Origin of the sequence: Stenotrophomonas sp. S39, from assembly GCF_016624665.1 — a bacterium.
GTDB lineage: Bacteria > Pseudomonadota > Gammaproteobacteria > Xanthomonadales > Xanthomonadaceae > Stenotrophomonas.
In genome coordinates this window covers 1-24,822 of sequence record NZ_JACVTT010000072.1, presented here as the reverse complement: position 1 = coordinate 24,822, position 24,822 = coordinate 1, and the positions used below count along the sequence as shown (strand labels likewise).

General features: G+C 67.1%; 23 protein-coding genes. 5 read left to right on the top strand and 18 right to left on the bottom strand.

The window, feature by feature from the left end:
- Positions 1-71: 71 nt before the first annotated feature.
- From IAE41_RS16635 to IAE41_RS16620, 4 genes are all read right to left on the bottom strand, one after another.
- On the bottom strand, positions 72-3,242 hold the full coding sequence (locus IAE41_RS16635; protein ID WP_108759468.1) for a multidrug efflux RND transporter permease subunit: 3,171 nt from the start codon (positions 3,240-3,242) through the stop codon (positions 72-74).
- Positions 3,243-3,369: 127 nt separating this feature from the next.
- Positions 3,370-4,590: an efflux RND transporter periplasmic adaptor subunit gene (locus IAE41_RS16630; protein WP_200733876.1), complete on the bottom strand. Its 1,221-nt coding sequence runs from the start codon at positions 4,588-4,590 to the stop codon at positions 3,370-3,372.
- A 91-nt stretch (positions 4,591-4,681) separates the two neighbouring features.
- Positions 4,682-5,452, bottom strand: coding sequence for an SDR family NAD(P)-dependent oxidoreductase (locus IAE41_RS16625; protein ID WP_079221533.1), 771 nt, complete (start codon positions 5,450-5,452; stop codon positions 4,682-4,684).
- Positions 5,449-5,676 (bottom strand): hypothetical protein, encoded by a 228-nt coding sequence (locus tag IAE41_RS16620; RefSeq protein WP_108746491.1) that lies wholly within the window; start codon positions 5,674-5,676, stop codon positions 5,449-5,451. Before IAE41_RS16620 ends, IAE41_RS16625 begins: the two co-directional genes overlap by 4 nt.
- 146 nt (positions 5,677-5,822) lie before the next feature.
- On the opposite strand from IAE41_RS16620, the gene IAE41_RS16615 reads away from it, so the two are divergent.
- Positions 5,823-6,851, top strand: coding sequence for a LysR family transcriptional regulator (locus IAE41_RS16615; RefSeq protein WP_200733875.1), 1,029 nt, complete (start codon positions 5,823-5,825; stop codon positions 6,849-6,851).
- 46 nt (positions 6,852-6,897) lie between these two features.
- Here IAE41_RS16615 and IAE41_RS16610 read toward each other — a convergent pair whose 3' ends face one another.
- A complete protein-coding gene (locus IAE41_RS16610) occupies positions 6,898-7,782 on the bottom strand; it encodes a LysR family transcriptional regulator (protein ID WP_200733874.1) in 885 nt (294 codons plus the stop codon).
- Positions 7,783-7,899: 117 nt separating this feature from the next.
- Here IAE41_RS16610 and IAE41_RS16605 point away from each other — a divergent pair, with 117 nt between their 5' ends.
- The gene (locus IAE41_RS16605) at positions 7,900-8,625 is read left to right on the top strand and encodes an SDR family oxidoreductase (protein WP_200733873.1); all 726 of its coding nucleotides are present in this window, start codon (positions 7,900-7,902) and stop codon (positions 8,623-8,625) included.
- Positions 8,626-9,007: 382 nt separating this feature from the next.
- On the opposite strand, the gene IAE41_RS16600 is transcribed toward IAE41_RS16605, so the two are convergent.
- Positions 9,008-9,703 carry an OmpA family protein gene (locus tag IAE41_RS16600; RefSeq protein WP_079221528.1) on the bottom strand — a complete coding sequence of 232 codons (696 nt, stop codon included), beginning with the start codon at positions 9,701-9,703 and terminating at the stop codon, positions 9,008-9,010.
- A 138-nt stretch (positions 9,704-9,841) separates the two neighbouring features.
- On the bottom strand, positions 9,842-11,257 hold the full coding sequence (locus IAE41_RS16595) for a deoxyribodipyrimidine photo-lyase (protein ID WP_200733872.1): 1,416 nt from the start codon (positions 11,255-11,257) through the stop codon (positions 9,842-9,844).
- Between the two features lie 109 nt (positions 11,258-11,366).
- On the opposite strand from IAE41_RS16595, the gene IAE41_RS16590 reads away from it, so the two are divergent.
- Positions 11,367-11,951 carry a hypothetical protein gene (locus IAE41_RS16590; RefSeq protein WP_200733871.1) on the top strand — a complete coding sequence of 195 codons (585 nt, stop codon included), beginning with the start codon at positions 11,367-11,369 and terminating at the stop codon, positions 11,949-11,951.
- A 51-nt stretch (positions 11,952-12,002) separates the two neighbouring features.
- Here IAE41_RS16590 and IAE41_RS16585 read toward each other — a convergent pair whose 3' ends face one another.
- Genes IAE41_RS16585 through IAE41_RS16570 form a run of 4 tightly spaced genes read right to left on the bottom strand, consistent with a single transcriptional unit; the run spans position 12,003 to position 17,672 of the window.
- Positions 12,003-12,617 (bottom strand): inorganic diphosphatase, encoded by a 615-nt coding sequence (locus IAE41_RS16585; RefSeq protein WP_108759472.1) that lies wholly within the window; start codon positions 12,615-12,617, stop codon positions 12,003-12,005.
- A 14-nt stretch (positions 12,618-12,631) separates the two neighbouring features.
- A complete protein-coding gene (locus IAE41_RS16580) occupies positions 12,632-13,981 on the bottom strand; it encodes a metallophosphoesterase family protein (RefSeq protein ID WP_234458684.1) in 1,350 nt (449 codons plus the stop codon).
- 11 nt (positions 13,982-13,992) lie between these two features.
- Positions 13,993-15,114 (bottom strand): phytase, encoded by a 1,122-nt coding sequence (locus IAE41_RS16575; RefSeq protein ID WP_200733869.1) that lies wholly within the window; start codon positions 15,112-15,114, stop codon positions 13,993-13,995.
- Positions 15,114-17,672, bottom strand: coding sequence for a TonB-dependent receptor (locus IAE41_RS16570; protein WP_200733868.1), 2,559 nt, complete (start codon positions 17,670-17,672; stop codon positions 15,114-15,116). The genes IAE41_RS16575 and IAE41_RS16570 overlap by 1 nt, the downstream gene beginning before the upstream one ends.
- Positions 17,673-17,827: 155 nt before the next feature.
- On the opposite strand from IAE41_RS16570, the gene upp reads away from it, so the two are divergent.
- Positions 17,828-18,460 (top strand): uracil phosphoribosyltransferase, encoded by a 633-nt coding sequence (gene upp / locus IAE41_RS16565; protein ID WP_079221521.1) that lies wholly within the window; start codon positions 17,828-17,830, stop codon positions 18,458-18,460.
- A 53-nt stretch (positions 18,461-18,513) separates the two neighbouring features.
- On the opposite strand, the gene IAE41_RS16560 is transcribed toward upp, so the two are convergent.
- Complete coding sequence (locus IAE41_RS16560) at positions 18,514-18,993, bottom strand: SRPBCC family protein (RefSeq protein WP_200733867.1); 480 nt, start codon at positions 18,991-18,993, stop codon at positions 18,514-18,516.
- A gap of 152 nt (positions 18,994-19,145) precedes the next feature.
- On the opposite strand from IAE41_RS16560, the gene IAE41_RS16555 reads away from it, so the two are divergent.
- Complete coding sequence (locus IAE41_RS16555) at positions 19,146-19,436, top strand: PsiF family protein (RefSeq protein ID WP_108746485.1); 291 nt, start codon at positions 19,146-19,148, stop codon at positions 19,434-19,436.
- A gap of 174 nt (positions 19,437-19,610) precedes the next feature.
- Here IAE41_RS16555 and IAE41_RS16550 read toward each other — a convergent pair whose 3' ends face one another.
- The 6 genes from IAE41_RS16550 to rsmD all read right to left on the bottom strand — a co-directional run bounded on the left by IAE41_RS16550 (position 19,611) and on the right by rsmD (position 24,443).
- On the bottom strand, positions 19,611-20,498 hold the full coding sequence (locus tag IAE41_RS16550; protein WP_200733866.1) for an MBL fold metallo-hydrolase: 888 nt from the start codon (positions 20,496-20,498) through the stop codon (positions 19,611-19,613).
- 119 nt (positions 20,499-20,617) lie between these two features.
- Positions 20,618-22,348, bottom strand: coding sequence for a gamma-glutamyltransferase (gene ggt / locus IAE41_RS16545; protein ID WP_200733865.1), 1,731 nt, complete (start codon positions 22,346-22,348; stop codon positions 20,618-20,620).
- Positions 22,345-22,626, bottom strand: coding sequence for a YfhL family 4Fe-4S dicluster ferredoxin (locus IAE41_RS16540; protein WP_079221516.1), 282 nt, complete (start codon positions 22,624-22,626; stop codon positions 22,345-22,347). The genes ggt and IAE41_RS16540 overlap by 4 nt, the downstream gene beginning before the upstream one ends.
- Positions 22,627-22,757: 131 nt before the next feature.
- Positions 22,758-23,249, bottom strand: coding sequence for a hypothetical protein (locus IAE41_RS16535; protein WP_079221515.1), 492 nt, complete (start codon positions 23,247-23,249; stop codon positions 22,758-22,760).
- 79 nt (positions 23,250-23,328) lie between these two features.
- A complete protein-coding gene (gene coaD, locus IAE41_RS16530) occupies positions 23,329-23,838 on the bottom strand; it encodes a pantetheine-phosphate adenylyltransferase (RefSeq protein ID WP_008267036.1) in 510 nt (169 codons plus the stop codon).
- A 26-nt stretch (positions 23,839-23,864) separates the two neighbouring features.
- Positions 23,865-24,443, bottom strand: coding sequence for a 16S rRNA (guanine(966)-N(2))-methyltransferase RsmD (rsmD, locus tag IAE41_RS16525; protein WP_200733864.1), 579 nt, complete (start codon positions 24,441-24,443; stop codon positions 23,865-23,867).
- Positions 24,444-24,822 lie beyond the last annotated feature (379 nt).

Genomic DNA, 24,822 nt, shown 5'->3' with positions numbered 1-24,822 from the left:
GTCTGTTTGTACCCCCGTGTTGGTGGGGGGCCCCCCCCCCCCCCCCAACCCCGCCCCCCCCGGGGTGCATGTCAGTGGTGAATGGTGGGCTCGCCGTGCTGCACCAGCTGGCCACCGCCGTTGCGGGTGACGAACTTGCGCAGGGCCACGTAGAACACCGGGGTCAGGAACAGGCCGAACAGGGTCACGCCCAGCATGCCGGCAAACACCGTGATGCCGGTGACAGAGCGCACTTCGGCGCCTGCACCATGGGACAGGACCAGCGGCACGGTGCCGGCGATGAACGCGATGGAGGTCATCACGATCGGGCGCAGGCGCAGGCGGCAGGCTTCCAGGGCCGATTCAACGATGCCCTTGCCGCCCATCTCCAGCTCTCTGGCAAATTCGACGATCAGGATCGCGTTCTTGCACGCCAGGCCCATCAGCACCACCAGGCCGACCTGCACGAACACGTTGTTGTCACCGCCGGTCATCCACACACCGAACAGGGCCGACAGCAGGGTCATCGGCACGATCAGGATCACCGCCAGCGGCAGCGACCAGCTTTCGTACAGCGCCGCCAGCACCAGGAAGGCCAGCATGATCGCCACCGGGAACACGATGAAGGCGGCCTTGCCCTGGGTGGCCTGCTGGTAGCTCAGGTCGGTCCATTCAGTGGTCATGCCCACCGGCAACACCTTGTCGGCGATCTCGGTCAGCTTGTTCATCGCTTCGGCCGAGGACAGCAGGCGCGGATCGGCTTCACCGGCCAGATCGGCCGCCGGGTAACCGTTGAAGCGCAGCACCGGGTCCGGGCCGAAGGTCTGCTTGATGGTGACCATCGAACCGATCGGCACCATCTCGCCGCGGTCATTGCGGGTACGCAGCTTGCCGATGTCTTCGACGCTCTCGCGGAACGGGCCGTCGGCCTGGGCGATCACCTGCCAGGTACGACCGAACTGGTTGAAGTCGTTGACGTAGGCCGAACCGAGGTAGGTCTGCAGGGTGTCGAACAGCTCGGTGAGCTGCACGCCCTGGGCCTTGGCTTTCACGCGATCCACTTCCGCATCCAGCTGCGGCACGTTGGCCTGGTAGCTGGAAATCGGGAAGGCCATGCCCGGGGTCTGCGCAACGGCACCCTGCATCGACTGCACGGCATTCTGCAGCGCGCCGTAACCCAGGTTGCCACGGTCCTCGATGAACATCTGGTAGCCGTTGCCGTTACCCAGGCCGAGGATCGGCGGCGGCATCAGTGCGAAGGCAAAGCCTTCCTGCAGGCCGGCGATCTTCTGGTTGATCTCGGCGTTGATCTGCGCGGCGGTACGGCCATGGCGCTCGTTGAACGGCTTGAGCGGAATGAACGCCACGCCGGTGTTGGGCGTATTGGTGAACTGCAGTGCGTTGAGGCCCGGGAACGAAATGGTGTGGGCAACACCATCGGTTTCCTGGGCGATCTTGGCGACCTTGCGCAGCATTTCATCGGTACGCGCGATCGACGAACCCTCCGGCAGCTTCACGCCGGCGATCAGGTACAGCTTGTCCTGGGTCGGGATGAAGCCCGGCGGCACCAGCTTGAAGATCACGCCGGTACCGACCAGCAGGATCGCGTAGACCACGAACACGGCACCGCGACGGCCGAGGATCTTCGACACGCCACGCTCGTACTTCTCCGAGCTGGACTTGAAGAAGCGGTTGAACGGACGGAACACCCAGCCGAACAGGCGGTCGATGATGCGCGTCGGCGCATCCTTGGCGGCGTCATGCGGCTTCAGCAGGCGCGCGGCCAGGGCCGGCGACAGGGTCAGCGAGTTGATGGCCGAGATCACCGTGGAGATGGCGATGGTGACGGCGAACTGCTTGTAGAACTGGCCGGTGACGCCGGACAGGAAGGCCATCGGCACGAACACGGCGCACAGCACCAGCGCGATCGCGATGATCGGGCCGGACACTTCGCGCATGGCCTGGTGGGCCGCAGCCAGCGGGGTGAGGCCTTCCTCGATGTTGCGTTCAACGTTTTCCACGACCACGATCGCGTCATCGACCACGATGCCGATCGCCAGCACCAGGCCGAACAGGCTCAGCGTGTTGATCGAGAAGCCCAGCAGGTACAGCGCGGCAAAGGTACCCACCACCGACACCGGCACGGCGATCAGCGGAATGATCGAGGCACGCCAGGTCTGCAGGAACAGGATCACCACCAGCACCACCAGGGCGATGGCTTCGAGCAGGGTGGACACCACGGCCTTGATCGAATCGCGCACGAAGATGGTGGTGTCATACACCGCTTCGTACTTCACGTCGGCAGGCATGGTCTTCTGCATCTCGTCCATGGTGCCGATGACCGCATCACGGATCTCAAGCGCATTGGCACCCGGCGACTGGAAGATACCGATGCCGACCGCGTTCTTGCCATCCAGCTGCGAACGCAGGGTGTAGTCGCCTGCGCCCAGTTCCACGCGGGCCACATCGGACAGGCGCACGATCTCGCCATCGGTGCCACTCTTGAGCACGATGTCGCCGAATTCCTTTTCGCTCTTCAACCGGCCCTGGGCATTGATCAGGGTCAGGAACTGGCTGTTGGGCAGCGGCTCGGCACCGAGCTGGCCGGCCGAAACCTGCACGTTCTGCTCGCGCATGGCGCGCACCACGTCGCTGGCGGTCAGGCCACGCGAGGCCACCTTGTCCGGGTCCAGCCAGGCGCGCATGGCGTAGTCACCGCCACCGAAGATCTGTGCATCACCCACGCCCGGGATACGGGCCAGCGCGTCCTTGACGTGCAGGCGGGCGTAGTTGCGCAGGTACAGGGTGTCGTACTTGCCATTGGGCGAGGTCAGGTGCACCACCATCAGGAACGTCGGCGACTGCTTCTGGGTGGTCACACCCTGCCGGCGCACGTCCTCGGGCAGGCGCGCCTGCGCCTGCGCCACGCGGTTCTGCACCTTCACCGCCGCTGCGTCCGGGTCGGTGCCCGGGCGGAAGGTGACGGTCATCTGCAGCACGCCATCGGAGCCGGCCACTGACTTGAGGTACATCATGCCCTCGACGCCGTTGATCGCCTCTTCCAGCGGGGTGGCCACGGTTTCAGCGATGACCTTGGGGTTGGCGCCCGGGTAGACCGTGCGCACGACCACCGAGGGCGGCACCACTTCGGGGTACTCGCCGATCGGCAGCAACGGGATCGAGATCAGGCCTGCGGCGAAGATCACGATCGACAGCACCGCCGCGAAGATCGGCCTGTCGATGAAGAAACGGGAAAAGTCCATGGAGGAATTCCTGGGAAATGCCGCCGACGGGCAACAGCCGCCCTGCCCCTCGTCAAAATGACGAAGGCAGGGAAGGCTGTCGCTGGCGCCGACAGCTAAGCGGACACTTGGATCAGGAGACGGCGGATCAGTGGTTCAGGGCGGCGGTGGCATCGCGGCCCGGTGCGGGCGCCGGCGAGGGCATCGCCACCGCCTTGGCCTGCACCGGCATGCCCGGCATGAAGACCTTCTGCACGCCGTCGATGATGACCTTGTCACCGGCGGCCAGGCCGCTCTGGACGATGCGCAGGCCTTCGGCGGTGCGGCCGAGCTGGATGTCGCGGCGCTGGGCCTTGCCATCCTTGTCGACCACGTACACGTACTTGCGGTCCTGGTCGGTCAGCACGGCCTTGTCGTCGATCAGCATGGCCTGGAACTGGCCGCTGCCCAGCAGCTGCACGCGGGCGAACAGGCCCGGGGTGAACTGGCGGTCGGCGTTGTCCAGCAGTGCGCGGACGCGGATGGTGCCGGTGCTGCGGGCCACCTGGTTGTCGAGGAAATCGACCTTGCCGGTGTGCGGGTAGCCTTCTTCACCGGACAGGCCGACCTTCACCGGCAGCTCGCTGTCACGCTCGCTCGGGCGTTCGCCCTTGCGGGCCATCTGGGCGTAGCGGAGGAAGGTGCTTTCGTCGGCATCGAAGTACACGAACACCGTATCCAGCGAGACCAGCGTGGTCAGCACGCTGGCGCTGTCACCGGCGGTGACCAGGTTGCCGGCGGTGACCATCGCGCGGCCGGCACGGCCGTCGATGGGCGCGCGCACCTTGGTGAATTCCAGGTTGAGGCGCGCGGCATCCAATGCTGCCTGCGCAGCCTGCACCGCCGCACCGGACTGATCAGCCGCAGCGCGACGCTGCTCGGCGGTCTCGGTGGAGATGGCCTGCTGCTCGGACAGGCGCTTGGCGCGCTCGGATTCGCTGCGGGCCAGGCTGGCCTGGGTGCGGGCACGGGCCAGCTCGGCGGCGGCGCGATCGTACTCGGCCTGGTAGCTGCGGGCGTCGATGGTGAACAGGACAGCGCCCTTCTTCACTTCTTCGCCTTCAACGTAATTGACCTTGTCGATGTAGCCGGACACGCGCGGGCGCAGCTCGACGCTCTGCACGGCCTCGACGCGGCCGCTGAACTCGTCCCACTGGCTGATCGGCTTGACCAGCACCGGGGCGGCACTGACCTGCGGCGGCGGCGGTGCGCCGGCCTCTTCGGCATGGCCGCCACTGCAGGCGGCCAGCACCGCAGCTGCGAGGATCGACACGCCGGCCATCGCCAGGCGATGGCTGAAACGGTGTGAGGTGGTGTTGGGGGAAGTCATGGCATGCATCCGTACGGAAGGGGTGGTACAGCGTAGGAATCGAAGATCGGTAAAGCGGCGGCGTAGCCTGCGACCTCAACGATGGTTGAGGTCAAGCAACGCCTGCGGTGTCGCGCCACAGCGGTGGCAGGTCGAGGTTCAACAGGCCGCGCGGCAGTTCCGCATCGCTGTTGTCGCAGCGGACGATGGCGCGGTTGTCGCGGCATCCGTCCAGCAGGGACACCACGCGGCGGCCGACCAGCAGCGAGCTCGGCCACTCGATGCAGGCATTGGCCGCATTGGCCGGCGTGCAGACCGGGCTGCACACTTCCAGCATCTGCGCACGCACGCCCAGTGCCTGCGCTTCCTGGTGCACCACCTGCGCGTACATGCGCAGCGCAGCGGTGGTGATGGAGGTTTCACCGTAGCCCGCCCAGGGCTTGGCACCGGCGGGGCTGCCGATCATCACGTAGCGGCGGGCATGCGGGTTGTCCTGCAGCAGTGGCAGCAGGTGGCGCACCGCATGGGCGTGCGGCATCAGGTCGGCCTGCATCGCACCCAGCAGTGCATCGCCGCTGCGGTCGATGACACGGCCGCGGTTGTACGGCCCGCCCATCGCAGCGACCACCGCGGCCAGCGGGCGCGGGCGCTGCGCCACGCGTTCGGCCAGCACCTTCGCCGAGCCGTCGTCACTGAGCGAGCCCAGCATCGTCTGCAGGCCCGGCTCATCGGCGAACTGCTCGTGCAGTGCCGCCAGTCGGCCCGGGTCGCGCCCCACCACCAGGACCGGACTGCCGGCCTCCAGCAGGGCGCCGACCACGCCCTGGCCGACGGCACCGGTGCCGCCGAGAACCAGGACTTCGGGCGTCAGAATCCCATTCACGGGACATTTCCTCCCAAATCCGGGATAGTCCCAATTCGACGCAGTCGATCGCCCTGCTGGGCGGACAGGCGGATCGAGCTGCCGCGCTGGTTACGCATGGGCGCGGTAAACTCCCGGAAATCCTTGTGTACCAAGGAACTGGGGCGGGCTTCGACGGTCATTGCCAGGTCCAGAGCGTTCTGGCCGGCACGCCGGAAGTGGGCAAGAATGTTGCGCAGGCTCATGGGGGACGAGCTCCATTTCACGAATGGCGCCACGATAGACCTCAAACCTTTACTTGATTAGTCCGGATTAAGGGGAATAATCATCCCGTCCCCGGTCCAATCGATCTGTCACGATTGTCCCATCCCCGCCGTCCAGGATCCCGACCATGTCCCACGATCTCAACGAGACGCTGATCTTCGTCAAGGTGGTCGAGCAAGGCAGCTTCATTGCCGCTGCCAAATCGCTCGGCCTGCCCAAGACCACGGTCAGCCGCAAAGTGCAGGAGCTGGAAACGCGCCTGGGCGCGCGCCTGCTGCATCGGACCACGCGCCGCCTCGGCCTCACCGAAGCCGGTTCGATCTATCACGAGCATTGCCAGCGCATCGCACGCGAACTGGAAGAAGCCGAGAGCGCGGTGAGCCAGCTGCAGTCCGGCCCGCGTGGCTGGCTGCGTTTCACCGTGCCCTACTCCATCGGCATTACCTGGATCGCGCCGCTGCTGGGCCAGTTCCACGCGCAGTACCCGGAAATCCGCCTGGACATGCACCTGGGCAACGAGAAGCTGGACCTGATTGCAGGCGAAGCCGATCTTGCCCTGCGCGTGGGTGCCCTGCCCGATTCCAACCTGGTTGCGCGCAAGCTGGGCAGCCTGCGCACGCAGGTGTTTGCCAGCCCGGCCTACATCGAACGCTACGGCGAGCCGCTGCACCCGGAGGAACTGCAGTTCCACCGCATCCTGGCCATGCGCAAGCCGTACCACACCGGCAACTCGCCGCGCTTCACCTGGCAGCTGGGCGAGAACGGTGGCGAGCTGCGCGATTTCCCGGTGACGCCGCTGATGACCGCCAACGACATGTCGGCGTTGAACGGCGCGCTGGTGTGCGGCGAAGGCCTGCTGCTGACCGGCGACGTGATGGCCAAGCCGTTCGTCGAATCGGGCATGGTGCGCCGCGTGCTGGCCGGCTGGACCGGGCCGGAAGTGGACTTCAACGCGGTGTTTGCCGGCGGCCGCCTGGTCTCGCCGAAGGTGCGTGCCTTCGTCGATTTCCTGGTGGAGAAGCTCAACTTCGACGCCAACTACATGCTGGCGCAGTGCCCGGCGGCGAAGCTGGCACGGCAGCAGCAGGAAAAGGAAGATGCCGCGCTGGAAACCAGTGGCAAGCGCATCCTCGAGAAGGTCACCGCTGCGGCATGACCGACGCATCCACGCATGGCGTGGATCTACACGGTAGCGTCGCCGGTCAACCCAGCACGTGCTCGACCAGCGCGCGCAGCTTTGGTTCGGCCTGGCGGCGGCTCGGGTAATACAGGAAGAAGCCCGCGAAACGCGGGCAGTACGGCTCCAGCAGCGGCACCAGTTCGCCGCGCTGCAGCCAGGGCCGCCAGGTCTCTTCCATGCCGATGGCGATGCCCGCGCCGGCCAGCGCCAGGCGCGCCATCACGCCCATGTCGTTGCTGGTGATTTCCGGCTGCACATCGACACTGAACTCGCGGCCGCGCTCCTCGAATTCCCAGCGATACGGCGCCTTGCCGGGTGCACTGCGCCAGCCGATGCAGCGATGCTCTGCCAGCTCGCGCGGATGCGTGGGCAGCGTGTGCTGATCGGCGTACGACGGTGCGCACACCACCAGCTGCCGCTGTCGCGCCGATACGGGCACGGCAACCATGTCCTGGGCGATGACTTCACCCAGGCGCACGCCCGCATCGAAGCCTGCGCCGACGATGTCGAATTCCTCGTCGCTCACCGTGATGTCCAGCTGCAGTGCGGGGTGCTTTGCCGCGAAGCTGGCCAGGAGTGGCCCAGCGAGGAAGGCTTCGGCGATGGAGGAGACCGCAAGCCGCAGCTGTCCGGACACCGCGGCCTGGCGCCGTTGCGTGGCCTCCAGTGCGGTGTCCAGTTCGGCCAGGGCCGGGCGCACCGACGCCAGCAGTGCCTGCCCGGCATCGGTCAGGTTGACGCTGCGCGTGGTGCGCAGGACCAGCGCGATGCCCAGCGCCTGTTCCAGCTTGCTGATCGTCTGGCTGACCGCGGACCGGGTCACGCCCAGCTGCTCGGCGGCACCGGTGAAGCTGCGGCATTCGGCCACCCGCTGGAACACCGCAAGGGCATTGAGATCGACGGACATTGGTTAGCAGTCCTTAACAGGCTGATCGGCAATCGGCATCTTATCGCGACAACGTGGGGGATCTACCGTGGCGGCACCGGGTCCAGACCGCCCCTTTCCCCGTCCAGCAGTCCTGCCATGAGCCTTTCCCGAACCATCCTCATCACCGGCGCATCCAGTGGCATCGGTGCCGGCATCGCCCGCGCACTGGCCCAGCCGGGCGCGCGCCTCGTGCTCGGCGCACGCCGCCTGGACCGGCTGCAGGCACTCGCCGACGAACTGCGTGGGCAAGGTGCGCAGGTGCGGGTGCAGGCGCTGGACGTGACCCAGCGCGCGCAGGTCGAAACGTTCGCTGCGATGGCGCTGGCGGAGTTCGGCAGTATCGACGTGATCGTCAACAACGCCGGCATCATGCCGCTCTCGCCGATGGCCTCGCTGAAGGTGGACGAGTGGGACCGGATGATCGACGTCAACATCCGCGGCGTGCTGCACGGCATCGCTGCCGTGCTGCCGCACATGCAGGCGCGTGGCCAGGGCCAGATCATCAACATCGCCTCGATCGGTGCGCTGTCGGTGGTGCCGACGGCAGCGGTGTACTGCGCGACCAAGTACGCCGTGCGCGCGATCTCCGAGGGCCTGCGCCAGGAGCATCGCGACCTGCGGGTGACCTGCATCCACCCGGGCGTGGTGGAAAGCGAGTTGGCGGACACCATCACCGACCCGGTCGCCGCGGAGGCGATGGTGCAGTACCGCGCCATCGCGCTGCAGCCTGATGCGATCGGCCGCGCAGTGCGGTTTGCGATCGAGCAGCCGGGCGACGTGGACGTGAACGAGATCGTGGTGCGGCCGACGGCGGCGGGTTGATGTGTAGAGTCGAGCCTGCTCGACTGCTTTTTGTAGAGTCGAGCCATGCTCGACTGCTTTTACGGAGTCGAGCATGGGCTCGACTCTACAAAGGCCAGAGCGTGCCGAGCAACGCTCGGCACCTACCAAGAGCAGGAGCAGTCGAGCATGGGCTCGACTCTACAAAGGCCAGAGCGTGCCGGCCAAGGTCGGCACCTACCAAGAGCGGGAGCAGTCGAGCATGGCTCGACTCTGCACAGGCCAGAAGCGTGCCGAGCAAAAAGAGGCTATGCGGCGGACGGTTTCACGGCGTGCCGAGCAACGCTCGGCACCTACAAAAAATGCCGCCTGCAAGGGCGGCATTTTCGTTCCGGCGGTGCCGGAACAGCAGTAACGCTGCGCGTTACTGCTTGAGCGGAATCACACGAATCTCCACGCGGCGGTTCTGCGCGCGGCCGGCGTCGGTGCTGTTGTCGGCAATCGGATAGGCCTTGCCGGCGCCCAGGGTTTCAATGCGCACCTGCTGCACGCCCTGGCCGACCAGATACTGGGCTACCGAATCCGCGCGTTCCTTCGACAGGCGGTTGTTCACCGCGTCGCTGCCGATGCTGTCGGTGTGGCCGACCACTTCGATCATGGTCTGGTTGTACTCGTTCAGCGTGCTGGCAACGCCGTTGAGCGAGCCATAGAACTGCGGCTTCAGCGCCGACTTGCCGAAGTCGAAGGTGATGCCGTCCGGCAGGTTCAGGGTGATGTTGTCGCCCTGGCGCTGCACGTCGATGCCGGTGTTGGCGGTGCGCTCACGCAGGGCGCGCTCCTGGCGATCCTGGTAGTTGCCGATGGCCGCGCCACTCAGCGCGCCGATGCCGGCGCCGACCAGCGCGTGCTGGCGACGTTCGGTGGCGCTGTTGCCGCTCAGCAGGCCGGCGGCCACGCCCACGGCGGTACCGATCAGGGCACCACGACCGGTGCGGTTCTGCTGTTCGGTCGGGTTGCCGTACTGGTCACTCTGCACATAGGAGCCGCCGGTGGCGCACGCCGTCAGCGCGGCAGCGGTCATCAGGGCCAGGGCGACGTTGCGGGTGGTATTGCGGATCATGGTGGTCTCCTTGGATGCCGGCCAGTGCGGCGTGCGAACGACCCGGAGGATATACAGCCCGGCGCGATGCCGGGATGATGGATGTGAAGGCCGGACGTGCTGCATTCAGCTTTCTGAGCCGGCCTTCATCGGCGGCCTTTACGCGCCGCCCGTGCTCCGGTAGGCCGCCAGCGCGGCGTCGCGGCCTGCAGCCAGGTCCACCAGCGGGGTGCGCGGGTAGCCCGGCGCCTTGTCAGCAAGCAGCAGCGGATGCTGCCACGGCGCGAAGCGCGCCTTGACCGGCAGCGCGGCCAGTTCCGGCACCCAGCGGGTGATGTAACGGGCCTGCGGATCGAACTTCTCGGCCTGGGTGACCGGATTGAACACGCGGAAATACGGCGCCGCGTCGGCCCCGGTGCCCGCCACCCACTGCCAGCCCATCGTGTTGTTGGCCAGGTCGGCATCGACCAGCGTGTCCCAGAACCAGCGCGCGCCGTGCAGCCAGTGCGCGCGCAGGTGCTTGCACAGGTAGCTGGCAACGATCATCCGCACCCGGTTGTGCATGTAACCGGTATGCCACAGCTCGCGCAGGCCGGCATCGACGATCGGCACGCCGGTGTTGCCACGCTGCCAGTCGTGCAGCTGCGCGCCACTGGGGTGGGCCCAGGGGAAGCGATCAAAGCGCGGGTTGAGGTTCTCGTTCGGCGTCTTCGGGAAGTGGTGCAGCAGGTGATAGGCGAAATCACGCCAGCCGAGCTGGCGCAGGTAGCCGTCGATATCGGCATCAGCGCCGGCACTGCGCAGGCCTTCCAGCGCATGGGCGATGCGCCACGGTGCGATCTCACCAAAATGCAGGTGCGGCGACATCCGCGAGGTGCCTACACGGTCCGGCAGGTCACGCTGCTCGCGGTACCCGCGCAGGGCGCCATCCTCGAACACCGACAACGCCTCCAGCGCACCCGCTTCGCCCGGCTGCCAGTGCTCCCAGAAGCCGGTGTCCCAGTCCAGCGCCGGCGCCAGCTGCAGTTCCTCCAGCGCGAGACTCGCGACGCCGTGCGATGCCAGCTTCTTCGGCGCGGGTTGCAGCGCAGGCAGGTGCCAGTGACTGAGCACGTTGCGCCAGTACGGGGTGAACACCTTGTACGGCTGCCCCTGCTGGGTGGCGACATCCCACGGCTCGAACAGCAGGCTGCCGTTGCAGCTCTGCGCATCAACGCCCTGCTCGCGCAGGGTGCGCTTGATGCTGGCGTCGCGCGGCTGGGTGGCCGGCTCGTACTTGCGGTTCCAGTAAACGGCCTCGGCGCCGGTTTCTTCGATCAGCGCCTGCAGGCTGTCCAGGCTGTCGCCGCTGCGCAGCACCAGCGCCGACCCGCGCGCGCGCAGGTCGGCATCGAGCGCGGCCAGCGAGCGGTTTCGCCAGGCATCCGATGCTGCACCGGGCACCCATTCGCCCTCCTCCTGCGGCGCATGGATGTAGACCGGCACCACCTCGTGGCCGGCATCGAGTGCGGCCTGCAGGGCCGGATTGTCCTGCAGCCGCAGATCGCGGCGGAACCACACCAACGCTACCGACACGTGCATCGCCTTCGTTCTGGATGGCGCACATGATAGCCAGCGGCGGTGAAGGCATTGCACGCAGGGCCGTCTGCTAGGCTGCCGGGCCCATTACCGGAACAACGTCGCCATGGATGACCTGCACGCTGCCTTCGCCCGTTTTGGCCCGTTGCAGGCCCAGGACGGACAGGACTGGCAGGGCCCGTTCCCGCTGCCGCCTGTGCTGGCGCGTTTCTACGCGCAGGTCGGGCCGCTGGGCCACGAGATCAACGCCAAGGTCGGCCGTGCCGGCATCACCATCCCCGGCCTTGAGGTGTGGGTGCCGCCGCTGCAGCGTCTGTGGAGCTACCAGGCCGGGTATCGCTGGAACGGCGTGGACGGCGAGCTGATCGAGGACTGGGCCGCCAACTGGCTGGTCGTGGCCGACCTCGGCGCCGATCCTTTCATCCTTGATATGGAGGACGGCCGCATATTGTTCGCACGGCACGGCTGCGGCAGCTGGGAGGCCGATACGTTCATCGACGACCTGCCGACTCTTATGGCAGCCCTCGCCGCGGCCGGCACGGTGTATCTGGAGGCCGGCGACGATCTCTACAACGATGACGACGACGGCGGCATCCGCGCCGAGCACCAGGAGGCAGCCGTGCAGGCGGTGGCCCAGGTGTTGGGCGACCGGATCGACGCGGAGTCATTCATCGAGACGCTGCTGGGCTGAATCCACGCATGGCGTGGATCTACCTGGGGTAAATCCACGCATGGCGTGGATCTACTTTTCGAAGCGCTTCATCGCCTCGCTGATCAGCGCGCGGGCCTCGGCGGCATTGCCCCAGCCATTGAGCTGCACCGGGTTGCGGCCGGCCGGCAGGTCCTTGTAGACCCGGAAGAACGCTTCGATGCGCTGCCGTTCGATCTCGGGCAGATCGGACAGGTCGCGGATGTTGGCGTAGGTCGGGTCGACCTTGTCGGTGGGCACGCCGATCACCTTCTCGTCGTGCTCGCCGCCATCGATCATCTTCAGGTAGCCGATCGGACGGAAGCGCACGATCACGCCTGGGTGCAGCGGTTCGCGGGTCAGCACCAGCGCATCCAGCGGATCGTTGTCACCGGCCAGCGTGCGCGGCATCGAGCCATAGTTGGCCGGATAGGCCACCGGCATCGACTGGAAGCGATCCACATGTACCAGGCCGTCTTCCTTGATCTCGTACTTGGTGAAGCTGCCGGCCGGGATCTCCACCGCCAGGTTCACTTCGGCCGGGGCCTGCTTCGGCTGCGCCGCCAGGAACGGGTGCAGCACGCTGTCGGCGGCGGTCACGGCACCGGCCACCAGCAGCAGGGCTGCGCCCAGGGCGGCCAGCGGGGCGATGCGTCGGGATGCATTCATGCGGTCACTCCTCCTCATTCCCAGCAACGGTCGGCACGGCCCTTGGCGGTCTGCGCACGCGGGCAGTCGCGCGGGGCGATGCGGTCTTCGCGCAGCTCCACCCGCTGCTTGCCGCCAGCGGCGTCGCGGCGCAGCTCGAAGGCATCGTACAACCGGCCGGTGACGGTGTGGGCTTCGTAGCGCAGGTGCTGCGGGTCGATCTTCAGCACCTGGAACAGCTGGGTGTCCTCGGCCACCGGGTCCATCGTCCGGCGTGCCTCGTCGGACAGGCGGTACTGCTTCGGGCCGGCCACCGTCACCACGTACTGCGGCGTGGCGGCCTGCCCTTCGCCGCGGCGGCCGTAGGTGTGGTCATGGCCCTGCAGCACCAGGTCGACGTTGTGGCGGCGGACCACCGGCAGCAGCACGTCGCGCAGCGCCGCGTTCTCGCGGCCTTCGCGCGGCGAATAGAACGGCTGGTGCAGCAGCACGATGGTCCACGGGTGCGGGTTGTTGGCCAGCACCTTGTCCAGCCACTGCGCCTGCGCCTTGGCCGTACCCAGGTCGAGTGCGGATGTGCCATCGAGCACAGCCACGCGCACGTCCTGCACGTCGAACCAGTAGGTGCTGCTGGCCGCGGCGGCGGCGCCGTTGCCCGGCAGTGCGAACGTCACCGGCCAGTGCTTGCCCAGCACGCGGCGTTCCTGCGGGGTGTCCTCGAACTCTTCGAAGTACTCGTGGTTGCCGATGGCCGGGGCCACCAGGGTTTCCTGCGCCAGCCAGCTGGTGGCGGCGAACCACTCGCCCCATTCGCTGTCATCGGCACCGTCACCACCGCTGACCAGGTCACCGGCAAACAGGCTCATGCGTGCCTCCGGTGCGGTCTTCTGCGCGGCACGCACCACGCGGCTGACATGGCTGAGGTTCTTGTTCTGGGTATCGCCGAAGTACAGCAGGGTCAGCGGCTCGCCGGCCTTGCCCAGCGTGCGCAGCTGGTTCCAGGCACTCCAGCTGCCATTGCCCTGCACGCGGTACACGTACAGGGTGTCCGGCGTCAGCCCCTCGACTTCGGCGCGATGGTGGTGCGATACGCCGTTCTCGGTCTTCAGTTCCTGGGTCTTCGCACGCACCTGGCGGATGCCCTCGATGGCCGGCGAATCACCGGCCAGGGCGATTTCCAGCAGCGGCGCCTGCACGCTGCCATCGGTACGCCAGGCCACGGCGAAGCCCTGGCTGGGATCGACCGACGGCGAGGCGACGATGCGGTCCGGCACGGTCGTGGCTGCATAGTGGTGGCTGCCCACCGGCACTTGGGTGTTCGGTTCGGCGGCGGCAAAGCCCAGCGCAGGAACCGCCAGCAGCAGGCCCAGCGCGAGGGCATTCATGCAACGACGGCTCATGCGCCACACTCCAGCGGCAGCGACAGCTGTTTGGCGATGGCCTCCCAGTCGAAGGCGACCACGCCCTGGTCGTCATGCACGGCATACAGCGCGCCGTGCGGGAAACGCGGGCTCGGCTGCTGCATCATCCAGATGCCATCGGTGTTGGCCACGGTATTGCCCTGGAAGGCGCCCACCGGCTTCAGCGTATGGCGGTCGAACAGGTGGAACACGCTGCGCTGCTTGCCCTGCTCGGTGGTGATCCACCAGCCATCCTTGCCGCAGGTGCGCAGCATCACGCCTTCGGCCTGCGCCTTGAACACATCGCGGCCAAAGGTGGTACCGGTGAAACGGCCGGCCAGCGTGTAGACCTTGAACTCGCTGGCGTAGCTTTCGTCTTCCTCGGCGATCAGCAGGCGATCGTTGGCCGGGTCGCCCCAGATCGATTCGACCACGCGCAGTGCGCCGGCCTCGCTGGTATCGCCGATGCTGGCCGCCAGGGTCGCTTGAACCTTGGCGCCATCGCGGGTGACGTGGTACTGGCGCACGCGCTTGTCCAGCTCGGCCAGCGGCGGCAGGATGTCCTTGCCCTGTGCGTCCTCGCCGTTGTCCCACGAATCGGTGACGTACACGCTGTAGCCATCGGCACGGCGGTCGACCCACAGGCCATACGGCTTGCGCAGGTCGTCGGCACCGAACACCGCCAGCGGGGTGAAATCGGGCAGCGAGAACACCTGCACGCGGTGGTTGTCACGCTCGACGATCCACAGCAGGTCGTCGGTCACCGAGATGCCGTTGGGGCGGTCGAACTGGCCCAGCGCGGTGCCGGCGGTGCCGACGTCGCGCAGGTGCTGGCCGGTGCTGCCGTCATACACCACCAGCTTGTCGGTGGCCTTGGCCGTGGCGATCAGCCAGGTCTTGCCGTCCGGCGCCTTCCACGCAGCGGGCGAGTCGATGTTGTCGTCCGGGGTCATCGGGCTGAGGAACGCCTCGGCGATGGTCGACACCGAGCGCGCGGCCTCAGCCGGTGCCTTCGCGGCGGCGCCGGTCCCGGCATCGGCCGGTGCCTCCGCCGGCGTGCAGCCGGCGGCAAGGCAGGCCGCCATCGCGGCGGCCAGCAGGGTCATGCCACGCGCCATCACAGGGCCACCTTCAGGCCGATGGCGTAGGTGCGGCCGTACTCTTCCATCTGCAGGGTGCGCGAACGGGTGCCCTGGTACAGCTCCAGCGGCTTGTCGAGCAGGTTCTGCGCTTCAAAGTACATGCTGATGCGCGGGGTGAACTTGTAATCCAGCGAGAAGTCGAGCTGGGTGTTGGGCGCGACGTAGATGTCGAACGCACGACCTGCACCGACGGTATCCAGGTACTCGCTGCGGTAGACCGCGGCCAGGCGCGTGCTCAGGCCGTACTTCTCGTAGCCGATGTGCGCGCTGTACACGTGCTTGGAAGCGCGCGGCAGCATGAAGTCCTCGCCCTCGCGGCCGTCGATGCCTGCATCGAACTTGGTGTCGAGCCAGGTGCCGCTGGCACCGACCAGCAGGCCGTCCAGCGCGCCAGGCAGGAATGCCAGCTGCTGCTGCCAGTTGAACTCGGCACCACGCACGGTGGCCTTGCGGCCATTGATCGGGCGGGTCACGTCGAGGCCGTCATAGGCCGGATCGTTCTGGCTGACGGTCTCCACGATGTAGCCGTCGATGGACTTGTGGAACAGGCCCAGCGAGACGATGCCGGTGCTGCCGATGTACTTCTCGACCGACAGGTCGATGTTCTTCGATTCGTAGGGATCCAGCTGCGGGTTGCCCAGGCGCAGCTCTTCGTCACCGGCGTTCAGCGCGCGGCGCGGCGAGATGTCACCGAAGGACGGACGCGAGACCGTCTTGTTGGCCGAGGCGCGCAGCACCCAGTCGTCGGCCGCGTCGTAGCGCAGGTGTAGGCCCGGCAGCACGTTGGTGTAGCTGCGGTTGGCCTGCACCGGGTTGACGGTGTAGCCGTCATCGTCGTCCAGCTCGACACTGTTGCCCGTGGCCTTGAAGCGGGTGTTTTCCACGCGCACGCCACCGATGATGCGCAGCGCGCCGATGTCCCAGGTGCCCATCGCGTAGCTGGCGAAGATGTCTTCGCTGGCGGTGTAGTCCTCTTCCAGCGAGGTGGCGGCGTTGCCGGCAACGTCCTGCGGGCGGGCGGTGTAACGGCTGCCATTCTGCGCCCAGTAGCGGCGCATGGCCGCCGAGCTCATGCCCTGCCCCATCACGCCGTGGCGGTGTTCCGGGTCGGCGGCGGTCCAGGTCGTCAGGTCGATGTCCGGGCCGCGGCGCAGCTCGCTTTCGTCCACGTTGACATCACGGTCGCGCCAGCGGCCCAGCAGGCCGAACTTGATGCTGCTGCTGTCGCCGTCGAAGCGCACGTTGACCTGCGCGCTGCGTTCTTCGTCGTTGACCTGCTTGGGCGAGATCACGAAGCGGTCGAACGCGTAGTTCGCGTTGTCCATCCAGTCGTTGCTGCTGAGCGTGTAGGTCGGCAGGCGGCTGCGCTGGTCCAGGGTGCCGGACATGTCGTCGGCATCCAGTTCGAAGCGCGCTTCCATCTCGTCGTTGACGCGCTCTTCGGTACGGGTGTAACCGATCTTGTAATCGACCACCGCGTTGGTCAGCTTGTTCTCGCCACCCAGGCTGGCAGCAAAGGTGTTTTCCTTCTTGGTGCGGTAGCGCATGCGCTTCTGGATCGCATCCGACGGCAGGTCGTCCAGGCGGAACTGGTCGGTGCCGGTGGCGACCATGTCGGCGTCGTCGAAGTTGTAGATCACGCGCTGGCGCGTTTCGGCATCGTCGAACTGGCTGTACAGGGTGCGCAGGTAGTACTTGCTGTCCTCGTCCGGGCGCCAGTCCATGTTGAGGTTGGCACCGATGCGCTTGCGCTCGATCTCGTACTTGCGGTTCTGCAGGTTGATCGCGGTGACATCGCCCGGAGCGGCATCCTTCTCACCGTCGTACTCGACTTCGGTGTTGTCCGACTCGAACTTGCGGTTCTGGTAGTTCACGCCCAGCGCCACGCCGAAGGTGTCGGCGAACACTTCGCTGTAGTTGAACGAGGCCTTCGGGCTGGTCTCGCCGGACAGCTGCTGGTGGCTGGCTTCGATCTTGCCACGCAGGCTGCGGCCGTCGCGGTCGAAGGCCGAGGCCGATTCAACCAGCACCGCGCCGCCGATGGCATCACCGGGCATGTCCGGGGTGGGCGACTTGACCACGCGCAGGCGTTCGGTCGAATCGGAGGGAATGACGTCCAGCGGCGCGGCGCGGCTGGAATCTTCCGGGGTACCCACGGCGATGCCATCGATGCTGACGCTGTTGAGGTTGGCATCCAGGCCGCGGATGACCACGAAACGGCCTTCGCCCTGGTCGCGGGTCACGCTGATGCCCGGCAGGCGCTGCAGCGATTCGGCGACGTTCTTGTCCGGGTACTGGCCCAGGGCATCGGAAGACACGGCGTCTTCGATGGCGTCGCTGCTGCGCTTGAGGTCGACCGCGCGGATCTGCGATTCGAGCTGGGCGCGCACTTCGATGCGGTCCAGGTCGACGGCATCGGCGGCAACCGCGCCGGTGGCGGCCAAGGCCTGCTGCCCGGCGGCCTGCAGCGGTGCTGCGGCTCCCAGCGCCAGGGTCACGGTGATGGCCATGGCCAGCGGAGTCTTGATGTGCACGGTGGAGTCCCATACCTGTGAAGAATGGGTCTGCACGGTATGTCCGCAAGATTGCATGGCGGTGACACTGTTCAGCACATTCATTGCATGCGGCGTGGGCTTCGCAGCGCCGATCCGGCAAAATGGGGGCCTCTCTCCATTCCCCCTTCCCGACCATGAAGATCGTCGAAGTACGCCACCCGCTGGTGCAGCACAAGATCGGCCTGATGCGCAACGCCGCGCTCAGCACCAAGGATTTCCGCGAGCTGGCCAACGAACTGGGCACGCTGCTGGCCTACGAGGCTACCGCCGACCTGGAGACAGAGCCGCACACCCTGCCCGGCTGGGCCGGCCCGGTCACCGTGCAGCGCATCGCCGGTGCCAAGATCACCGTGGTGCCGATCCTGCGTGCCGGCCTGGGCATGCTCAGCGGCGTGCTGTCGCTGATCCCGGCTGCGCGCGTGAGCGTGGTCGGCCTGCAGCGCGATGAGGAAACCCTGCAGCCGGTGCCCTATTTCGAGCGCCTGACCGGCCGCCTGGAAGAGCGCGACGCGCTGATCCTGGACCCGATGCTGGCCACCGGCGGCACCCTGATCGCCACCATCGACATGCTCAAGCGCGCCGGCGCGCGCCGTATCAAGGGCATCTTCCTGGTCGCGGCGCCGGAAGGCATCGAAGCGGTCAAGGCCGCGCATCCGGACGTGGAGATCTACACCGCGGCCATCGATGCCCAGCTCAACGACAAGGGTTACATCCTGCCGGGCCTGGGCGATGCCGGCGACCGTATCTTCGGTACCCGCGTGGTGTGATCCGGTTCAAGGGGTCGGAACCCTTTGGCAGAAAGGGCTCCGACCCCGAGTCTTTACAACCCGGCCGCCAGCGCTTCCAGCTGGTTGATGGCCATGTTCCAGCCCTCAAAGAACCCCATCTGTTCGTGCTGGTCACGGACTGTCTTGTCCGGGTGCATCACCTGCGCGGTGTAGCGGCAGCCCTGCCCTTCGTCTGCCAGGGTGATGATCGCGGTGAAGCCCAGCCACGGCGTCTGCGGGCGCCAGCCACCGCCCAGCATCGAGGTGAACACCAGGCGCTGCTGCGGCACCACCTCGACGAAACACCCGGGGTTATCGCTGCTGCCGCCCTCGGGGCCCTGCATGAAGGTGTGGAATGCCCCACCCGCGCGCAGCTCGAACGCGCGCACTTCAGTGGTCCACGGGCGCGGGCACCACCACTGCCGCAGCAGATCAGGCTCGGTCCACGCCCGCCACAACGCCGCCCGCGGCGCGGCCAGCACACGGCTGATGACCAGGTCGGTGTCCGGATGCTGGTCGGCATCGGCAGTCATGGGCGTACTCCTGTGCGAACGGTCGGGTGCCCACCGATACGCCGATCGCCGTGCCCAGGCAAGCGTTACCGGGACGATCGCGGATCTTCACGTCGTTTTCCAGCCAGCAGGCGAATGCTCCGCGCACCCGCACCGCTCGCCCTGGAGATGCCATGAACGCCTCGTTCCTGCTGGCCGCCGCCCTGCTGATCGGCCTGCCCCTGGCGGCCACCGCCGCCACCCCGCAACAGCAGCGCATGGCTGACTGCTCGGCCAAGAACAAAGGGCTGAAGGGCGACGCCTACAAAACCGCGCAGAGCGCCTGCCTGAGCGGCCACGCCACCGAAACCAAGGCCGCCACCCCGCAGGAGCGCATGAAGCAGTGCAATGCCGATGCCGCGACGAAGAAACTCGCCGGCGACGCCCGCAAGACCTTCATGAGCAGCTGCCTGAAAGCCTCGTAAGAACGTCCATCGACTTCACCCGACCCCATTTGAATATCGATATCTGACAGATGTGCCGACCAACGGTCGGCACCCACCAACAGCCGCCGCCCCGCCAACCCACGGAATGCCGCTCTTGATCTTGCTTCGGCTTCTGCAGGTGCAGGGCTGGAAGCCCTGCCGAACGAACACCCCTCACCCCAGCGCGCGCGCCTTCAGCTCCCCCTGCTCATGCAGGGTCACGAAACGCCCCTTCTCATCCCGCCCCAGCTGCGCCAGCGCCACCTGCGGGTCATGGGTGAAGAACAGATGCACGTTGCGCGCCAGCTTGTCTTCCAGGAAGCGCCGCTTCTCGTCGATCAGCAGCTCGGCATTGCGGTCGTAGCCCATGGTGATCGGCACGTGCACCCACGAGCGCCCCGGGATCAGGTCGGCGCAGAACACCACGCCACCATGCGCATCCTCGCCGGCATGCGCGTGGCCCACGATCTCGGCCAGCATCAGGCCCGGGGTATGCCCATCGCTGTAGCTGAAGCGCACGCTGTTGCCCAGCGCCTGCGAATACTCGCCATTGACCACTTCCAGGCGCCCACTGGCCTGCAGCAGGCCCGGCAGCTCCGGAATGAAGCTGGCGCGGTCGCGCGGATGCGGCTGCAGCGCCCGCTGCCAGTGCTGCGCACCCACCACGAAGGTCGCGTTGGGGAACAGCAGCTCCGGCCCGCGCCCTTCGCTCCACGCCGCCAGCAGGCCGCCCGCGTGGTCGAAATGCAGGTGGCTGAGCACCACCACGTCGATGTCCTCATGCTCGAAACCCGCCTCGCGCAGCGAATCGATCAGCACGTGCTGGCTTTCCTGCACGCCGTAGCGGTCACGCATGCGGGGATCGAAGAACGCACCGATGCCGGTCTCGAAGAGCACGGTCTTGCCATCCAGCGGGCTGGCCAGCAGCGCACGGCACGCCAGCTCGATGCGATTGAGCTCGTCCGGAGCCGCCCACTTTTCCCACACCGCACGCGGCGCGTTGCCGAACATCGCGCCGCCATCCAGGCGCTGCGAGTTCCCACGAATCGACCATAGTTTCATGCGGCAATTATCGAGGGCACCCCGTTAAATAATCGCTAGCCGCAAAATGCAGAACCCCGCCGGGTGGCGGGGTCTGGTGATTCCTGCTTCGCCGGACATGGCCCGGCGCTACCGCCACATCAGTGCGCCGGCACGACCTGGGCGCTGCCCACCGGGTTGCGCGGATCGCTGCCACCGTAGAGCTTGTTGGCCCTGCGGTCCCACTCCACCGTCTGCAGGTTGCCCCAGACGTGGCTGGAGCCGCGGCCGCCGGCGGCGACGTCGCCCGGCAGGTCGATCTTGTGGCCCATCGCCTGCAGCTGCTTCACGGTGCCTGCGTCGAAGGCATCGCTCTCGGCCTCGATCAGGTCCGGCAGCCACTGGTGGTGGTAGCGTGGCAGGGCGGCCACCTGCTGTGCGTCCAGGCCGGCGTCATAGCCGAGGATGCCCAGCAGCACCATGGTGATGATGCGGCTGCCACCGGGGGTGCCCAGCACCACCACCTTGTCGGCGTTCTCCATGAAGGTGGGCGTCATCGAGCTGAGCATGCGCTTGCCCGGCTTCGGCGCGTTGGCCGCGTAACCCATCACGCCGAAGGCGTTGGGGGTACCCGGCTTCAGCGCGAAGTCGTCCATCTCGTTGTTCAGCAGCACGCCGGTGCCCTTGGGAATCAGGCCCGAGCCGTACAGCAGGTTGACGGTCTGGGTGGCGCCGACGCGGTTGCCATCGCGGTCGATGATCGAGAAATGCGTGGTCTCGTCATCTTCCAGCGGGGTCGGGTTGCCCGACAGCAGGTCGCTCGGGGTGGCCTTTTCCGGGTGGATCGTGGCCCGCAGGCCCTGCGCGTAGTCCTTGCTGGTCAGCACTTTCTGCGGGATCTGCACGAAGTCCGGATCGCCCAGGAAGAAGGTGCGGTCGCGGTAGGCGCGGCGCATGGCTTCCACCACCAGGTGGGTACGGTGGGCCGCATCCATCTGCTTGATGTCCCAGCCTTCGAGGATCTGCAGCATGCTGGCCAGGGCGATGCCACCGGACGACGGCGGCGGCGCGGTGGTGATCTTCCAGCCGTTGTAGTCGAACACGATCGGTTCGCGCAGCTTGACCTGGTAGCCGGCCAGCTCGTCGGCCGTCCACTTGCCGCCGGCCTGCTTCACGCCTTCCAGCAGCAGCTTGCCGGTCTGGCCCTTGTAGAAGCCATCACGGCCACCTGCGGCCAGGCGCTCCAGGGTCTGCGCCAGCTCCGGCTGCTTGAACAGATCGCCGGTGGCGATCGGCTTGCCGTTGCGCAGGTAGACCTCGCGCGTACCGGGGAAGCGTTCCATCACCTCACGGCGCGAAGCGTAGCCCTTGGCCATGCGGTCATAGACCGGGAAACCTTCGCGGGCAATGCGGATGGCCGGCTGCAGCGAGGCCGACAGCGGCAGCTTGCCGTGCTTGGCCGACAGTTCCACCAGGGCGGCGGGCAGGCCCGGGATACCGGCCGACCACGGGCCGTTGACCGAACGGTCGCGGTCCAGGTTGCCCTGCTTGTCCAGGAACGCCTGCGGGGTCGCGGCCGCCGGGGCGGTCTCGCGCGCATCCAGCATGATGTCCTTGCCGGTGGCCGCATCGTGCAGCAGGAAGAAGCCACCGCCGCCCAGGCCCGAACTGATCGGCTCGACCACGGCCAGGGTGGAGGACACCGCCACGGCCGCATCGAAGGCGTTGCCGCCCTGCGCCAGGATGTCGATGCCGGCCTGGGTGGCCAGCGCATGACCGCTGGCGATGGCCGCGCCATCGGGGCGCTCGGCACGGGCGGTGGTTTCAGCCCACGCCAGCGGGCTCAGCACCAGGCCGAGCAGCAGCAGGGGACGGACGATCAGCGTCTTCATTCGGATGGGGGCTCCGCATAGAGTTCGGGGTGATCGTGCTGCAGTCGGCGCAACTTGGCCAGCAGCTGGACTTCCGTTTCCACGATCTCCGGGTCCGGGTCGATGCATTCGACCGGGCAGACGACCACGCACTGTGGCTCGTCGAAGTGACCCACGCATTCGGTGCAGCGCGCAGGGTCGATCAGGTAGATGGTTTCACCCATCGAAATGGCCTGGTTCGGGCAGGCCGGCTCGCAGACGTCACAGTTGACGCAGAGCTCGTTGATTTTCAGCGACATGGCGATACTCCTCGCCCGCGCCTTGGGACAAGGACCGGCCCGCGCGGGCGCGCGGGCCGGTCAGGTCATCGGCAGTGCCACCGGGTGGCAGCGCCCGGGCCATGCCGGAGCATGGCCGCCATGGCTCGGTCTTACTTGGCTTCGACGAAAATGTACTCGGCGCCGGTCGGCTGCACGACAGCCTGCACGCGGGCGTTGTCTGCGGACTGGCCGATGAAGACGACGCGCACGCCCTTCATCGAATCCGGCGAGACGTCCTTGAACACGGCCTGGATCATGTCAGCCATCTTGCCGGAGGCCGACGAACCGAAGGCCAGCATGTTGCCCGGCTGCACGCCACGGGCCACGGCCTGGGTCGCGCTTTCGGTCTGGCGCTCGTACTTGGCCTGGAAGTCCGGATCCGATTCCGGCGAGAGGTAATACAGGAACGGGCTGTTGGTGATGGTGCCCATGTTCTGGATCGCCACTTCCTGCAGGTACTTCTTCCAGCCTGCATCGTCTTCCTTGGCCGGAGCGACCAGGGCCTGCTTGGCGTCTTCGACCGGAGCGGCCTCTTCCTTCTTGCAGGCGGTGAAGGCCAGGGCAAACGAAGCGATCAGCATCGCGCGCATGGTGGTGTTCATGGGTTTCCTCCCGAGTGGTGCGTGTGGTTTACGTAATGGGGGTGCGTGGTACTACTGGCCCTGCCGCGGGGGGCAGGATTTACGACTGCGCCGACTTCGCTTCGCGGACCTTGCGCAGCGCCTCAAGCACGGCGGCCGGCACGAAACCGGACACGTCGCCACCCAGGCGGGCGATCTCGCGGACCAGCGAGGACGAAATGAAGCTGTGCTGCTCGGCCGGGGTCAGGAACAGGGTCTCGACCTCCGGGATCAGGTGGCGGTTCATGCTCGCCATCTGGAATTCGTATTCGAAGTCGGACACCGCGCGCAGGCCGCGCAGCAGCACCCCGCCCTGGACCGAACGTACGAAATGGGCCAGCAGGGTATCGAAGCCGATGACTTCGACATTGCTGTGGTGGCCCAGGGCCCCCCGGGCCAGCTGCACGCGCTGCTCCAGCGGCAGCGCAGGGCCCTTGGACGGGCTCTGCGCCACGCCCACCACGACCTTTTCAAACAGCGGCGCGGCCCGGCTCACCAGGTCGATATGACCGTTGGTGATGGGGTCGAACGTGCCGGGGTAGACGGCAATGCGGCGGTTGGCCACGGTCATGGGCGGATGCAGATGTTCAGATGAGGTCAAAGTGTAGCAGCGGCGCGGCGGTACAGGGCAAAGCGCACCTCGCGGGTGCCGCCCTCGCGGTGCAGCAGCCACTCCGGCGGCAGCACGGGCACGTGGCCGGCCGGCGATTCCAGGTACAGCCAGGCATCGGCGGCCAGGTGGCGTGGCAGCTGGGCCAGCACGTCCTGCCAGAGGCCATCGGCGAACGGGGGGTCGATGAAGACCAGATCAGCCTGCTGCGCCTGCGCGCCCTGCAGCCAGCGCAGGGCATCGGCCTGGACCACGGTGACCTGCCCGGCGGCCTGCAGCTTGGCGACGGCGGCCGACAGGTTGCGGCCTAGCTGGGGATCGCGCTCGACCAGGGTGGCGTGCGCCGCACCGCGCGAGACCGCTTCCAGGCCCAGGGCGCCGCTGCCGGCGAACAGATCCAGCACCCGCGCCCCGCCCAGCCGGGGCATCAGCCAGTTGAACAGCGTTTCGCGCACGCGGTCGCTGCTGGGCCGCAGGCCCGGCAGGGTCGGCACCGGCAGGCGGGTATTGCGCCAGCGCCCGCCGATGATGCGGACCTGGCCATCATTGCCACCACGGCCGCTCACCGGCGGCCCCGGCGGGGGTTGTTCGAGAAATTCACCATGAGCGGGATTGTAGTTCGGGTACGCGACAACGCATACGCGCTGTCGCTCCCACGCTTCGCTGCGCGAAACGCGGGCCCCCCTTACCAACTCCCATACCCCCGCCGCTTCGCGGCCGCCCCCTGACTCAGGGGGCTCTGCCCCAGACGCAATCCGATGCCCGCCATGCAGGTGCGGTCAGATCCGTTTTCCGCTGGAAAACGGATCTGACCCCATTTGATGTATCGATATCTGACAGATGTGCCGACCAACGGTCGGCACCCACCAACAGCAGGTTCCAACAGCCGCGGGAAACTGTCAGAGGCGGGGGGGGGGGGGGGGGGGGGGGGGGGGGGGGGGGGGG